Raw genomic sequence first — 15683 nt, forward strand, 5'->3', positions numbered from 1 at the left:
GCCACGTCCCCGGAGTCCGGCGACTCCGGAAGGGATGGGAAGTGGGCGCTTGCTGAGCCGCTTGCGTGTGGAAAGTGATCCGGTCGCGCCCCTCTGCGCGGGGACGGGCGCTGCCGCCGGATCCACTGACGCACGCCGTTCGCGACTGCCATTACTCACCCCTCTTTTATCGCGGGCCCTGCCGAGGAATCAGAGAACTGACAAGATCGGACGCCTTCGGCGGGTGCCCCACATCGTAAGCAAGTCCTATGACTACCCACCTCACCTAGAATCCGGATATACACGCCCTCGAGGCGGCGTCCTCGACGGTGCGGAGCGGGTATTCGCAATACGTCCGGAAGATCGGAATCCGGATATCCCGCACTTGAGGTGTTGCAGTCCGCGAATGAGAATACGCGGATCGCATCGGCCGGGACAAGCGAATCTTGCGAGATCATGGGCCCCTTGGTACCGCTTTGATGAGGAGCGGGGAATTCCGGCTCCGCGGGACCCATGAAGGGGATGTCGAATAACCGTCAGGTTTGTTGGTGATTCAGGGCTTGTGGGCCACCACGATCGCGCAGCCGGCGCTCGGCACGGTGGGGAGCGCCGACTTGGCGGCGTCCAGCACCTCCTGGACGCTGACCCCGTGCTGCGCCTCGAACTCCCGGCGGCAGCGCAGGATGCCGTCGATCATCCGGTTGGCGGTGTCCTTCGTGTTCTCGGTGACGTCGGTCAGCTCGTCGAGCACCAGTCCCGCGTCACCGATCAGACCGGGCCAGTCCTCCAGCCGGGTCAGCGAGGTGACCACATCGGGATCGCCGTCCGGCTGGTAACTGCCGTCGCTCGGCGGGGTGACATCCGTGAGCACCAGCCGGCCCCCGGAACCCAGCACACGGGCCATTTCCCGCAGCGCCGTCGGGCGGTCCATGTGATTGATCGATTCGAATGCGAGTACGGCATTGAAACCCGCGTCCTCGAAAGGCATGGTCATGGCGTCGGCGTATTGGAATGCCACCTGGTGGGACAGATCGGCCAGCCGGGCGGATTCGGTCGCCTGTTTGACCTGGACCTCGCTGATGGTGATGCCCAGGACATGGGCACCGGTGGCGGTCGCCACGCGCATCGCGGGTTTCCCGATACCGCAGCCGACATCCAGCACCCGGTCTCCCGCCCCCACCCGCAGCCGTTCGATCAGCAGATCCGTGAAGCGATCCGTGGCCTCCTGGACCGAACGGGTATCGGACGGGCCGTCCCAGTAGCCGAAGTGGAAGTTGTCGTCCCACGCCATCTGCAGAAGCGGTCCCAGCGAGCTGTAGTAGTCCGACACCGTGCCGCCTGGCGGCACGGCCGATGGAGATGTCATGACACTCCTCCTGTGTGCTCGGAGATCGGGTCGGCCAAGGGCACATAAAGGGCTCACCCGCTCAGCGATGGTCATGGGTTCCGATAACGCGTCTCTAAAGTCACCGGCCGCGGCCTATTTGGTCTTGCTTTAGAGCCGCGCCCCACGATGGGCCACGTGCTCGCACCGATCATCAATCCGGAGCGGGAGTGCCGCCCATGACTCAGAACACGCAGATGTTCTCCCAGCGCCATATGGGGTGCGATGGATAGCGCCGCGCCCAACCGGACACCTCAGCATGCGGAGCCCATCGCCGTGGTGGGAATGGCCTGCCGCCTGCCGCACGCACCCAGTCCGCCAGCCTTCTGGCGGCTGCTGCGGCAGGGCGGGAACGCCGTCACCACCATGCCGGAGGACCGCCGCCGGACCGGCACTGCCGCCACCGACGGCCCCGCCACTGGCACTGCCGCCACCGACGGCCCCGCCACTGGCACTGCCGCCACCGACGGCCCCGCCACTGGCACTGCCGCCACTGACGGCCCCGACGCCGACGGCCTCAACCGGTCTGCCCCGACCTGGTACGGCGGCTTCCTGGACCGCGTCGACACCTTCGACGCCTCCTTCTTCGGCATCTCGCCCCGCGAGGCGACGGCCATGGACCCCCAGCAGCGGCTGATGCTCGAACTCGCCTGGGAGTCGTTCGAGGACGCGGGAATCCGCCCCGGAACACTGAAGGACACCCCGACCGGTGTGTTCGTCGGCGCCATTTGGGACGAATACGCCACCCTGCTGCGCCGGGACACCACCGCGGCCACCCGGCACGCCATGACCGGTGTCCACCGCAGCATCATCGCCAACCGGGTCTCCTACGGATACGGTCTGCGCGGCCCGAGCCTCACCGTCGACACCGCACAGTCGTCCTCGCTGGTGGCCGTCCACACGGCCTGCGAGAGCCTGCGGCGCGGGGAGTGCACCCTGGCGCTGGCCGGCGGTGTGAACCTGATTCTCACCGAGGACAGCATGTCGGCCGCCGCCGCCCAGTTCGGCGGGCTCTCCCCGGACGGGCGCTGCCACACCTTCGACGCCCGCGCCAACGGCTTCGTCCGTGGTGAGGGCGGCGCGGCGGTCCTCCTCAAACCCCTTGCCGCGGCCGTACGCGACGGTGACCCGGTGTACTGCGTCATCCACGCCGGAGCCGTCAACAACGACGGCGCCACCGACGGACTGACGGCCCCCAGCCCGGCGGCCCAGGAGGACGTGGTGCGCACCGCCCACCGGCGGGCCGGAGTCGCACCCGACGAGGTCCAGTACGTCGAGCTGCACGGCACCGGAACGCCCGTCGGCGACCCCGTCGAAGCGGCGGCGCTCGGCGCCGCGCTCGGCACCGCCCGGACGGACGGCACCCCCCTGCTCGTCGGCTCCGCCAAGACCAACGTGGGCCACCTCGAGGGCGCCGCGGGCATCGTCGGCCTCCTCAAGACCGCCCTCGGCATCAAGCACCGCCTGCTCCCCGCCAGCCTCCACTTCACCAGCCCGAACCCACGGATCCCGCTGACCGAGCTCGGGCTGCGGGTCCAGGACCGGCTCGGCGACTGGCCCCGCCCGGACCGGCCACTGCTCGCCGGGGTCAGCTCCTTCGGCATGGGCGGCACCAACTGCCATCTCGTCGTCGGCGAGGCGCCCGCGTCCGTGCCCGCGCCCGCGTCCGTGCCCGCACCGGCCGACACCCCCGCGCCCCCTGTGGTGGCCTGGCCGATCTCCGCGAAGACCCCCGCGGCGCTGCGCGCCCAGGCCGGGCGGCTGCGGGACCATCTGGCGGACCATCCCGACCTCTCCCCGGCCGATATCGCACACTCCCTGGCCACCACCCGCACCGCCTTCGACCACCGTGCCGTGCTCCTCGGCGAGGACACCGACGAGCTGCGGAGCGGGCTGGACGCGCTGGCGGAGGGCGCGGAGACCGCCGGAATGGTGCGGGGCAGGGCCGTAAACGGCGGCCTCGCCTTCCTCTTCAGCGGCCAGGGCAGCCAGCGAGCGGCCATGGGACGTGAGCTGTATGCCGCCTGTCCGGTCTTCGCTTCGGCGCTGGACGAGGTGTGCGACTGTCTGGACGCACGCCTGGCGGAGCCGCTGCACGGGGTGCTGTCCGCCCAAGCCCCTTCGCCGAGGGCGGAGTTGCTCGACCGGACCTCGTACACCCAGCCCGCGCTGTTCGCCATCGAGGTGGCCCTGTACCGGCTGGCCGAGTCCTGGGGGCTCACCCCCGGCCATGTGATGGGCCACTCGGTCGGCGAGATCGCCGCGGCCCATGTGGCCGGTGTGCTCACCCTGCCCGACGCCTGCGCTCTGGTGGCCGCCCGCGGCCGGCTGATGCAGTCGGTCTCGGCGAAGGGGGCCATGGCCGCGCTGCAGGCCGACGCGGACGAGGCCGCCGGACTGCTGGCCGGACGGGAGGACCGGCTGGACATCGCCGCCGTCAACGGGCGGTGTTCGGTAGTGATTTCGGGCGACCACGACGCCGTCCACGCGGCCGCCGCCGTCTGGCGCGAGCGCGGCCGCAAGGCCCGGCTGCTGAAGGTCAGCCACGCCTTCCACTCGCCGCACATGGACGGCATCCTCGACGAACTGCGCGCCGTCGCCTCGGAGCTGACCTTCTCCGCACCGGCCATCCCCCTCGTCTCCAATGTGACGGGACGGCTCGCCACCGCCTCCCAACTCGCCTCACCCGACTACTGGGCCCGGCACGCCCGCCACGCGGTGCGCTTCATGGACGGTGTGCATACCCTCCTGGACGTCGGTGTCACCACCTTCCTCGAACTGGGACCGGACGCCCCGCTCACCGCCATGACCCGCGAATGCCTCAGCGCACGGCCGGGACCGGCCTCCGGGCGGCCGCGCCCGGCCGCCGTGGCGGCGCTGCGCCGCGACCGTCCCGAGGCGCGGACCTTCGCCACCGCCATGGCCCAGGCGTATGTCCGCGGCGCCGAAGTGGCCTGGGACCGGGCCTGCGCCGGGCAGCCCCGGCAGCGGATCGCCCTGCCGACGTACGCCTTCCAGCGGGACCGATACTGGCCCGGCACCACACTCGAATCCACCGCACCGGCCACCCACACCACCGGGACGGACGGCGCCACGGACTCGGCGCCGCCCACGGCAGAGACGGCCGAGCCCGCCGCCGCGGCGTGGCACCGCGATCCGCTGGACACCGTGCGGACGCATGTGGCCCTCGTCCTCGGGCACTCCGAGCCGGGTGCCATCGATGCCGGCCTCACCTTCAAGGAGTTGGGCTTCGACTCGCTCGCGGCGACCGAACTCAGCGAGCGGCTCGGTGCGGCCACCGGGCTGCCCCTGACCGCCACGCTCACCTTCGACCACCCCACGCCACTGGCCGTGGCCGACCATCTGCGCGCCCACACCACCCCCGCCACCGGCCCCTCCACCGCCTCCACGGCCATCACACCGCGCGACGCCGGGGAACCGATCGCGGTGGTCGCCATGGGCTGCCGCTTCCCGGGCGGGGTCGACTCGCCCGAGGCGCTGTGGCGGCTGGTGGCCGAGGGCGCCGACGCGATCGGGGAGTTCCCCCGGGATCGCGGCTGGGACCTGGCCGGACTCTTCGACCCCGACCAGGACCGCCCCGGCACCAGCTACGCCCACGAGGGCGGCTTCCTCTACGACGCACCGGAATTCGACGCGGAGTTCTTCGGCATCAGCCCCCGCGAGGCGCTGGCCACCGACCCCCAGCAGCGGCTGCTGCTGGAGACCGCGTGGGAGACCTTTGAACGGGCGGGCATCCGCTCCACCGCCCTCCGGTCCAGCCCGACCGGGGTGTTCGTCGGCGTGACGGCCCAGGACTACGGCCCCCGGCTGCACGAGGCGCCCAAGGGGCTCGACGGCCATCTGCTGACCGGCGGCACCCCGAGCGTGGTGTCCGGGCGGGTGGCGTTCACCTTCGGCCTGGAGGGGCCCGCGGTGTCGGTGGACACAGCGTGTTCGTCCTCGCTCGTGGCCGTCCATCTGGCGGTACGTGCACTGCGGCAGGGCGAGTGTGCGCTGGCCCTGGCCGGAGGGGTGACGGTGATGGCCGCACCCGGCATGTTCACCGGCTTCTCCCGGCAGCGGGGGCTGGCCCCCGACGGGCGGTGCAAGCCGTTCGCGGCGGCCGCCGACGGCACCGGATGGGGCGAGGGCGTCGGCCTCCTGCTCCTGGAACGGCTCTCCGACGCCCGGCGGGAGGGCCACCGGGTACTGGCCGTGGTCCGGGGGTCGGCCATCAACCAGGACGGCGCCTCCAACGGCCTGACCGCGCCCCATGGACCCTCCCAGCAGCGGGTGATCCGCCAAGCCCTCGCCGACGCCCGGCTGTCGCCGTCCGAGGTGGACGCCGTCGAGGCACATGGCACCGGAACCACTCTCGGCGACCCGATCGAGGCCCAGGCCCTGCTCGCCACCTACGGGCAGGAGCGGACCGGAGAGCGGCCCCTGTGGCTGGGCTCGCTGAAGTCCAACATCGGCCACACCCAGGCCGCCGCCGGCGTGGCGGGCGTCATCAAGATGGTGATGGCCATGCGGCACGCAATGCTGCCCGCCACCTTGCACCTCGACGCGCCCAGCCCGCACGTCAACTGGGACAGCGGCGCGGTGCGCCTGCTGACCGGGCCGATGGAGTGGCCGCGCGACGAACGCCCCCGCCGCGCGGGCGTGTCCTCCTTCGGCATCAGCGGCACCAACGCACACCTCATCGTGGAACAGGCCCCCGAGCCGGAACCCGCACCCGCCGAGGCGCGGACGGACGAGACCGGCCGACCGGTGCCCTGGGTGCTCTCCGCCCGGAGCGCCGAGGCCCTCCGGGGACAGGCCCGAGAGCTGGCCGCCCGCATGGCCGCCGACAACACGCCGTCACCCCGGGATGTGGGCTGGTCACTGATCACCACCCGGACGCCGTTCGAGCACCGCGCGGTGGTGGTCGGCGACGACCGCGATGCACTCACCTCCGCCCTCCAGTCGTTGGCGACCGAGGGCACCCACCCGGGTGTGGTGCACCCGGGCACGGCCGCTACCACGGGCGGTGCGGGTCCGGTGCTGGTGTTTCCCGGGCAGGGCTCGCAGTGGGCCGGGATGGGTGCCGGACTGCTGGACGCCTCCCCGGTGTTCGCCGCCCGGGTGGCGGAGTGCGAACGAGCGCTCGCACCCCACGTCGACTGGTCGCTCACCGATGTGCTGCGCGGCGTGGACGGCGCGGGCGATCTGAGCCGGGTGGATGTGGTGCAGCCGGTGCTCTGGGCGGCGATGGTGTCCCTGGCCGCCGTTTGGACCGAGTACGGTGTGCGGCCCGCCGCCGTGGTGGGCCACAGCCAGGGCGAGATCGCTGCGGCCGTGGTGGCGGGAGCGCTGTCCCTGGAGGACGGCGCCAAGGTCGTGGCGCTGCGCAGCCGCGCCCTGCGGCGGCTCGCCGGAGGCGGGGCCATGGCTTCCCTCGGCGTGGGCCACGAGCACGCCGAGGAGTTGCTGACCGGGCTCGGCGATCGGGCCGCCGGCGTGGTCGTGGCCGCCGTGAACGGCCCCGTCTCCACTGTGGTGTCCGGGCCGCCGGAGCAGGTGGCCGCCGCCGTGACCGCGTGCCAGGAGGCGGGCGAGCGGGCGCGGATGATCGAGGTGGACTACGCCTCGCACAGTCCCCAGGTCGACGAGATCGCCGAAGAACTCACCGAACTACTCAGGGGGGTTGAGCCGGTCGGCGCGTCCGGGTCCGGGGTGGTCTTCTACTCCACCGTGACCGGTGGCCGGGCCGATCCCTCCGTGCTGGACACGGGCTATTGGGTGCGGAATCTGCGGGAGCGGGTGCGGTTCGCGGAGGCGGTCCAGGCGCTGCTGGCCGATGGCCACCGGGTGTTCATCGAGGCCAGCACCCACCCCGTCCTCACCATGGCGATGCGGGAGAGCTTCGAGCACGCGGAGAGCGGCGCCACCGCGGTACCCACCCTGCGCCGGGACCACGGGGACCTGGCCCAGCTCACGAAGTCGGTCGCGCTGGCGTTCGTCGCCGGGGCCGAGGTGGACTGGTCGGCTGCCTTCCCGACCGACCCCGCGCCTCGTACGGTCGATCTGCCCACGTACGCCTTCCAGCGTCGCCGCTACTGGCTGAACGCCTCCGGCGGGTCCGGCGGGGACCCCGGCGCCCTCGGCCTGGTCGCCGCGGACCATCCGCTGTTGGGCGCCGCGGTGCGGCTCGCCGACGGCAGCGGCCATGTGCTGACCGGACGGCTCTCCCCGCAGACGCACGGCTGGCTCGCCGACCATGTGGTGGCGGGCGTCGCTCTGGTCCCCGGGACCGTGCTGATGGAGTGGGCGCTGCGGGCGGCCGACGAGGCCGGCTGCGGTGCGGTGGAGGAGCTCGCGCTGCGGCTGCCGCTGGCGATGCCCGCGACGGGCGGCCGGTGTGTCCAGGTGGTGGTGGGCCCGTCCACCGACGACGGACGCCGCGAGATCGCGGTCTACTCCCTCCCCGACGACGCCCTTCGCACGGGCGGGGACACCGACTGGATGTGCCATGCCCTGGGCGTCCTCGGCCCCGCCGTACCGGAGAGCCGAGCGGGGGAGCTGCCCGGGACATGGCCGCCGCCCGGAGCGCGGCCGGTGGACACCGACGGGTGCTACGAACGGATCGCCGCATCCGGATACGCCTACGGAGCCGCGTTCCAGGGATTGCGCGCTGTATGGCGGGACGGCGCCGAGCTGCTGGCCGATGTGGAACTGCCCAAGGCCGCGGGAGAGCCCCATGGGTTCGGTATCCACCCCGCCCTGCTGGACGCGGTGCTCCATCCGACGCTGCTGACCGGCCACCCCGATGCCGGGCCGGAGCCGGACGGGGGGCGGATGTGGCTGCCGTTCACGGTGAGCGGCGTGTCCCTGTGGGCGACCGAGGCCACCGCCGTACGGGTCAGACTCACCCGCCGTCCGCAGACCGCCGAGGACGAGCGGGAACTACGGGTGGTCGTCGCCGACGCCGTGGGCGCCCCGGTGCTGACGATCGACGCGCTGCTGCTGCGCCCCGCCGAGGCCGATCAGCTGCGCTCCCTGAACACCGGCCGGGTGGCCACCGATGGCGGCGGTGGCGGAAGCGTACGGCGGCGCACCGCTGCCGCTGCCGAAGTGCCGTCCGTCGACTGGGGCGCCCGGCTGGCGCGGCTGTCGGCCGTCGACCGGTATCGTACGCTCCTCGGCCTGGTGCGCGACCACGCCGCCACCGTGCTGGGCCACACCGATGCCGAGGCGGTGCGCGCCGACGCCAGCTTCAAGGAGCTGGGCTTCGAGTCGCTGACCGCTGTCGAGCTGCGCGATCGTCTCGCGGCCGCCACGGGTCTACGGCTGCCCGCAGCCCTGATCTTCCGGCATCCCACCCCGGAAGGCATCGCCCACCACCTTGTGGGACGGCTGTCCTCCGACGGCGCCGCCGCCGCCCCTACGGCGATCGTCCCGCCGGGCACGCAGGTGCCACGGCAGCCGACGGGTGAAATGAGCGCCGCCCAAAGGCTGGAGTCCGCCTCGGCGGATCAGGTCCTTGAGTTTATTGACAACGAGCTTGGTGTGTCCTGAATGTGCCGGGCGCGACGATCGCTGAAGGCCGGGTGACCCTCATGGCGAACGAAGAGAAGCTGGTCGAGTATCTCAAGCGCGTTTCCGCCGATCTGCACGATACGCGTCTGCGTTTGCGCGAGGTGGAGGAGCGTTCCCACGAGCCGGTGGCCGTGGTCGGCATGGCCTGCCGCTTTCCTGGCGGGGTCACCTCCCCGGAGGAGCTGTGGGAACTGCTCGTCTCGGGTGTCGACGCGATCGGGGACTTCCCGACGGACCGCGGCTGGGACCTTGAGAACCTCTACCACCCCGATCCGGAGCACTACGGCACCAGCTGTGTCCGGCAGGGCGGATTCGTCGAGGCGGACCGGTTCGACGCGGCGTTCTTCGGCATCAGCCCCAGGGAAGCGCTCGCCATGGACCCGCAGCAGCGGCTCGTGCTGGAGACGGCCTGGGAATCTCTGGAGCGGGCCGGTATCGATCCGGTGTCGCTCAAGGGGACCCGCACCGGTGTCTACGCCGGTGTGTCCAGCCAGGACTATCTGTCCCGGGCCCCGCGCATCCCGGAGGGATTCGAGGGCTATGCCACCACGGGCGGACTCACCAGTGTGATCTCGGGCCGGGTGGCCTACACCCTCGGTCTGGAGGGGCCGGCGGTGACCGTGGACACCGCCTGCTCGGCCTCGCTGGTGGCCATGCATCTGGCGGTGCAGGCACTGCGGCAGGGGGAGTGCGCCCTGGCCCTGGCGGGCGGTGTCACCTCGCTCGCCACCCCCATCATGTTCACCGAGTTCTCCCGGCAGCGCGCACTGGCCCCGGACGGCCGGTGCAAGTCGTTCGCCGCCGACGCGGACGGCACCGGCTTCTCCGAAGGCGTCGGCCTGGTGGTGCTGGAGCGGCTCTCGGAGGCGCGGCGCAACGGCCATCGGGTGCTGGCGGTGATCCGCGGCTCGGCGATCAACCAGGACGGCGCCAGCAACGGCCTCACCGCGCCCAACGACGTGGCCCAGGAACGCGTCATCGGCCAGGCTCTCGCCAACGCCCAGCTGACGTCCGCCGATGTGGACGCCCTCGAGGCACACGGCACCGGCACCAAACTCGGCGACCCGATCGAGGCCGAGGCCCTGACCGCCACGTACGGCCAGCACCGCCCCGCCGACCGGCCACTGCTGTTGGGCTCGCTGAAGTCCAACATCGGCCATACGCATGCGGCGGCCGGTGTTGCAGGCGTGATCAAAATGGTGATGGCGCTCCGGCACCCACAACTGCCCGCGAATCTGCACCTTGACGTCCCCACCCCGCATGTGGACTGGGAGGACAGCGGGCTGCGGCTGCTGAACGAACCGGTGGAGTGGCCCCGCCTGGAACGACCCCGCCGTGCGGCGGTCTCCTCGTTCGGCATCTCCGGTACGAACGCCCATCTGATCCTGGAGCAGGCGCCTGAGGACGATGCGCCCCTGGACCCGGTCTGCTCGGACATGAACGCGGTTCCGTGGGTGCTCTCGGGGCGGAGTGCGGAGGCGTTGCGGGGGCAGGCGGCGGCGTTGGCTGAGTGGGTGGGTGGTGTGGCGGAGCTGTCGTCTGTGGATGTGGGGTGGTCGTTGGTCACCACGCGGACGGTGTTCGAGCATCGGGCGGTGGTGGTGGGTGATGACCGCGCCGGGCTGTTGGCCGCCGTGGAGGCGTTGGCGGGCGGTGTGTCGCATCCGGGTGTGGTGCAGTCGGGTGCGGCGGCGTTGGCGGGTGATGTGGGTCCGGTGCTGGTGTTTCCGGGGCAGGGTTCGCAGTGGGCCGGTATGGGCGCCGAGTTGCTGGAGGCGTCGCCGGTGTTCGCGGCGCGGGTGGGGGAGTGTGAGCGGGCGCTTTCGCCGTATGTGGAGTGGTCGCTGGTGGATGTGTTGCGTGGTGTGGAGGGTGCGGCGGATCTGGGGCGGGTGGATGTGGTCCAGCCCGTTCTGTGGGCGGTGATGGTGTCGCTGGCCGCGGTGTGGGCCGGACACGGCGTGCGTCCTGGGGCGGTGGTGGGTCATAGTCAGGGCGAGATCGCGGCGGCTGTCGTCGCGGGAGCGCTGTCCCTGGAAGACGGTGCCAAGGTGGTGGCGCTGCGGAGTAGGGCGTTGCGGCGGTTGGCCGGTGGTGGGGCGATGGCGTCGCTGGGTGTGGGTGAGGAGCGGGCGGGCCAGTTGCTGTCGGGTCTTGGCGATCAGGCCGCTGGTGTAGGGGTGGCGGCTGTCAATGGGCCCTTTTCCACGGTGGTTTCGGGTCCGCCGGAGCAGGTGGCCGCTGTCGTAGCCGCGTGTCTGGAGGTGGGGGAGCGGGCGCGGTTGATCGAGGTGGATTATGCCTCGCACGGTCCTCAGGTGGAGGAGATCCGTGGGGAGTTGAATGAGGTTCTTGCCGGTGTTCGTCCGGTTGGTGGTGGGGCGGATGGGGTGGCGTTCTATTCGACGGTGACTGGTGAGCGGGTGGACGCCTCCGTGCTGGACACGGGCTATTGGGTGTCGAATCTGCGGGAGCGGGTGCGGTTCGCCGATGCCGTGGAAGCGTTGCTGGCGGACGGGTATCGGGCGTTTATCGAGGCCAGCGGTCACCCCGTGTTGACTCTTGGTCTGCAGGAGACGTTCGAGCAGGTGGGTGTGGACGCGGTTGCCGTGCCCACGCTGCGTCGCGATCACGGCGGGCAGGCCCAGCTCCTCCATTCGCTCGCCCAGGCGTTCACCGCCGGGGCCGAGGTGGACTGGCGGGTCGCGTTCCCGGCCGGCCCCACGCCTCGTACGGTCGATCTGCCCACGTACGCCTTCCAGCACCAGCGCTATTGGCTCGACGGCCTCAGCAGCGGCCGGGGTGCCGATCCCACCGACCTCGGTTTGGTCGCCGCGGGGCATCCGCTGCTGGGCGCTGCCGTGGAGCTCGCCGACGGCCAGGGCCATCTGCTGACGGGACGGCTCTCGGCACAGTCCCATGGCTGGCTCGCCGACCATGTGGTGGCGGGCGCGGCCCTGGTGCCCGGGACGGCCCTGGTGGAGTGGGCGCTGCGGGCCGCCGATGAGGTCGGCTGCGGGGGTGTGGAGGAGCTGGCGCTCCAGGTACCGCTCGTGTTGCCGCCCCACGGTGGGGTCCGTCTGCAAGTGGTCGTCGGCGGGCCCGGCGCCGATGGCCGGCGCGATGTGCGGATGTACTCGCGTCCCGACGACGGTGCCGACGCGGCGGCCGGATGGGTGTGCCATGCGGAGGGTGTGCTGAGCCCGCCTCCCGAGGGCCCCGGACCGGTGGCGGAGCTGGGCGGGCCGTGGCCACCGGCGGGTGCGAAGCCGATGCACCCAGTCGACTTCTACGAGCACATCGCGGCGTCGGGGTATGCGTACGGCCCGGCCTTCCAGGGGCTGCGCGCCGTGTGGCGGGACGGTGCGGACCTGCTGGCCGAGGTGGCGCTGCCCGAAGCGGCGGGGGAGCGGACGGGGTTCGGCATCCACCCGGCGCTGCTCGACGCCGCGCTGCATCCCGTTCTGCTGACCGAGGGGTCCACGAGCGACGACGCCGAGTCGGCCGATGGCCGGGTGTGGCTGCCGTTCACCTGGAACGGGGTGTCGCTGTGGGCGGCCGGGGCGACCACGGTACGGGTGCGGATCTCGCCGTACGAGCCGAGCGCGGAGGGCGAGCGTACGCTGCGGGTGACCGTGGCGGACGCTCTGGGTGCCCCGGTGCTGAGCGCCGACGCGGTGGTGTTGCGATCGGCCGACGCCGATCAGCTGCGTACGGCCCAACGCCCGGGCGCTGATGGGCTGTTCGCCATGGACTGGGTTCCCCTGCCCGTTCCCGCGCTGCCCAACGGCGCCGGGCAGTCCACGGAACACACGGCCGATGACGACGGCTGGGCGATCCTGGGGCCCGGGGACAGGGCTCCGGCCGGGGCCACCGCCGTATGCCATCCGGATCCGCAGGCGTTGATCGGCGCGCTCGACGCGGGCGCGCCCGCCCCCGCCGTCGTACTGGCACTTGAGCCCGCCAGGCCGGTTGATGTGCGGGGTGGCGGGATCGCGGCCGACGGTCTGGCCTCGGCGGAACGGGTCCTGGCGCTGCTGCAGGACTGGCTGGCCGAACCACGCCTGGCCGAGGCCCGGTTGGTGGTGACGACGCGTGGCGCCGTCGCGACCGGGGACCCGGATGGCGTTGATCCCACGGCCGAGGGCGTGGACGCGGCGGGGGCCGCGGTCTGGGGTCTGGTGCGCAGCGCGCAGGCCGAGAACCCCGGCCGTTTCCTGCTGCTCGATCTCGACCCTCACACCGAGGTGTCCGCCCGTCTCGTGGCCGACGCCGTGGCGCGTGCCATGGAGATGGACGAGTCGCAGCTGGCGCTGCGCGCCGGGCGGGCGCTGATGCCCCGGCTGGCGCGTGCCGCGCGGAGCGGGGGCCTGGCGGCCCCGGTGGGGCCGTCCGCGTGGCGGCTCGGACTCGAGGGCGCGGGGACAGTGGACTGCGTGCGGCCGGTGGCCTGCCCGGAGGTGCTGGAACCTCTGCGGGCGGGCCAGGTGCGGATCGACGTCCACGCGGCGGGCGTCAACTTCCGCGATGTGCTGATCGTGTTGGGGATGTACCCCGGGGACGCGGTGTTCGGCGGCAGCGAGGGCGCCGGTGTGGTGCTGGAGATCGGCCCGGAGGTGACTGGGCTCGCGGTGGGCGACCGGGTCATGGGCCTGTTCGAGGGCGCGTTCGGCCCGCAGGCCGTGGCGGACGCCCGTACGGTCGTACCCATCCCCGACGGCTGGACCTTTCGGCAGGCGGCCGCGGCCCCCGTCGTGTTCCTCACCGCCTGGTACGGGCTCGTGGAGCTGGGCGGGCTCCAGGCGGGTGAACGGGTGCTGATCCATGCCGCGACCGGTGGTGTGGGGACGGCCGCGGTGGGGATCGCGCGCCATCTGGGCGCGGAGGTCTACGCCACGGCGAGCCCGGGGAAGCATGCGGTGCTGGACGCGATGGGCATCGATGAGGCGCACCGGGCCTCCTCACGGGATCTGGACTTTGAAGCGACGCTCCGGGAGGCCACGGGTGGCCGAGGCGTGGATGTGGTGCTCAACAGTCTCGCCGGGCCCTTCGTGGACGCCTCGCTCCGTCTCCTCCGCGAAGGCGGCCGGTTGCTGGAGATGGGCAAGACGGATGTCCGCGCCCCGGAGCGGATCGCGGCGGAGTATCCCGGGGTCCGCTATCACGCGTACGACCTGATCGCCGATGCCGGTCCGGAGCGTATGGGCGAGATGTTGCATGCGCTGGGTGAGCTGTTCGCCTCCGGTGCGCTTGAGCCGCCTCCGGTACGGGCGTGGCCGCTGAGCCGGGCGCGTGAGGCGTTGCGGTACCTGAGTCAGGCCAAGCACACCGGCAAGCTGGTCCTGGACGTCCCCGCCCCCGTGGACCGTGAGGGCACCGTGCTCATCACCGGTGGCACCGGCACCCTCGGCCGACACGTGGCCGAACACCTCGTCCGGGCCTGGAACATCCGCCACCTGCTGCTGGTGAGCCGCAGCGGTATGGACGCCCCCGGTGCGCCGGAGCTGCTGGCCCACCTCACCGGCCTGGGGGCCGATGTACGTATCGCCGCCTGCGACATCGGCGACGCCGCCCAAGTGGCCGAAGTCCTCACGGGCGTCGACCCGGCACACCCCCTGACCGGTGTCGTGCACGCGGCGGGGGCGCTGGACGACGCGATGCTGCCCTCGCAGGATCCGAAGCGGCTGGCGCGGGCCTGGGCGGCGAAGGCCGCGGCGGCGGCCCAGCTGCACACCGCCACCGCGCATCTGCGGCTGGGCATGTTCGTCCTGTTCTCCTCCTTCGCTTCCGATCTCGGCACCCCCGGCCAGGCCAACTACGCCGCCGCCAACGCCTTCTGCGACGCCCTGGCCACCCGCCGCCAGGCGGCCGGGCTCCCCGGGCTGTCGGTGGCATGGGGACTCTGGGCGGCCACCAGCAACCTCACCGCACGGCTGGCCGACGCCGATCTGGCCCGGATCGGCCGTCTGGGCATCAAGGCCAACAGCACCGAGGAGGGGCTGGCGCTGCTCGACGCGGCCTGCCGGCACGGCCATCCGCATCTGCTGGCGCTCCACCTGGACACCGGATCCCTCGCCGCGCAGCCCCCCGGCGCACTCCCAGCACCCCTGCGGGCACTCGCCACCGTCGGCGGCGGCGGCCGGGCCCGGCCCACGGCGGCCGCCGGTGGACAGAACACCGACTGGGCCGGCCGGCTCAGGGGGCTGCCGTCCACCGAACAGCACCGGCTGCTGCTCAACCTGGTGCGTGCCCAGGCGGCCATGGTGCTCGGCCACGCCGATCCGGGTGTGGTGCAGCCGGACGCGTCGTTCAAGGACCTCGGCTTCGACTCGCTGACCGCCGTGGAGCTGCGCAACCGGCTGGCCGCGGCCACCGGACTACGGCTGCCCGCGGCCCTCGTCTTCGACCACCCGGAGGCGGCGGTGCTGGCCGAGCATCTGCGCCAGGAGCTCTCGCCGGACGGTGAGCCGGGCGCCCTGGGCCCCGGCGTATCCCAGCCCCATCCCGTCCTCAACGAGCTGGTCAGGCTGGAGAACAGCCTGTCGGCCGTCGTCGTCGAGGACGTGGACTCCGGCGCGGTCACCGCCCGGCTGGAGACCCTGCTGTCCCAGTGGAAGGCGATGTGCTCGCCGGCGGAGGCGGACGACGGCAATGCCGTGGAGCGGTTGCAGGTGGCGACCGCCGATCAGGTTCTGGAATTCATCGACAACGAACTTGGCCTGTCATGAACAACGTGGCGCGC

At 72.3% G+C, this 15683-nt stretch carries 3 protein-coding genes; 2 read left to right on the forward strand and 1 reads right to left on the reverse strand.

Features of this window, described 5'->3' with window-relative positions:
* Nucleotides 1-532: 532 nt before the first annotated feature.
* Nucleotides 533-1345 carry a methyltransferase domain-containing protein gene (locus tag AS97_RS41085; RefSeq protein ID WP_125760231.1) on the reverse strand — a complete coding sequence of 271 codons (813 nt, stop codon included), beginning with the start codon at nt 1343-1345 and terminating at the stop codon, nt 533-535.
* Nucleotides 1346-1588: 243 nt separating this feature from the next.
* On the opposite strand from AS97_RS41085, the gene AS97_RS41090 reads away from it, so the two are divergent.
* Both AS97_RS41090 and AS97_RS41095 read left to right on the forward strand, forming a co-directional pair.
* Nucleotides 1589-8920: a type I polyketide synthase gene (locus AS97_RS41090; RefSeq protein ID WP_247204652.1), complete on the forward strand. Its 7332-nt coding sequence runs from the start codon at nt 1589-1591 to the stop codon at nt 8918-8920.
* A gap of 41 nt (nt 8921-8961) precedes the next feature.
* Nucleotides 8962-15669, forward strand: a complete 6708-nt coding sequence (locus AS97_RS41095) for a type I polyketide synthase (RefSeq protein WP_247204653.1) — start codon at nt 8962-8964, stop codon at nt 15667-15669.
* The last annotated feature ends 14 nt before the right edge of the window (nt 15670-15683 follow it).

The sequence above is a fragment of the Streptomyces sp. AgN23 genome, from assembly GCF_001598115.1.
Classification (GTDB): domain Bacteria; phylum Actinomycetota; class Actinomycetes; order Streptomycetales; family Streptomycetaceae; genus Streptomyces; species Streptomyces antimycoticus.

What these genes read in the sequence shown, in the direction of transcription:
- AS97_RS41095 (WP_247204653.1), top strand. Translation starts at nt 8,962, where the DNA reads ATGGCGAACGAAGAGAAGCTGGTCGAGTATCTCAAGCGCGTTTCCGCC.
- AS97_RS41085 (WP_125760231.1), bottom strand. Translation starts at nt 1,345, where the DNA reads ATGACATCTCCATCGGCCGTGCCGCCAGGCGGCACGGTGTCGGACTAC.
- AS97_RS41090 (WP_247204652.1), top strand. Translation starts at nt 1,589, where the DNA reads ATGGATAGCGCCGCGCCCAACCGGACACCTCAGCATGCGGAGCCCATC.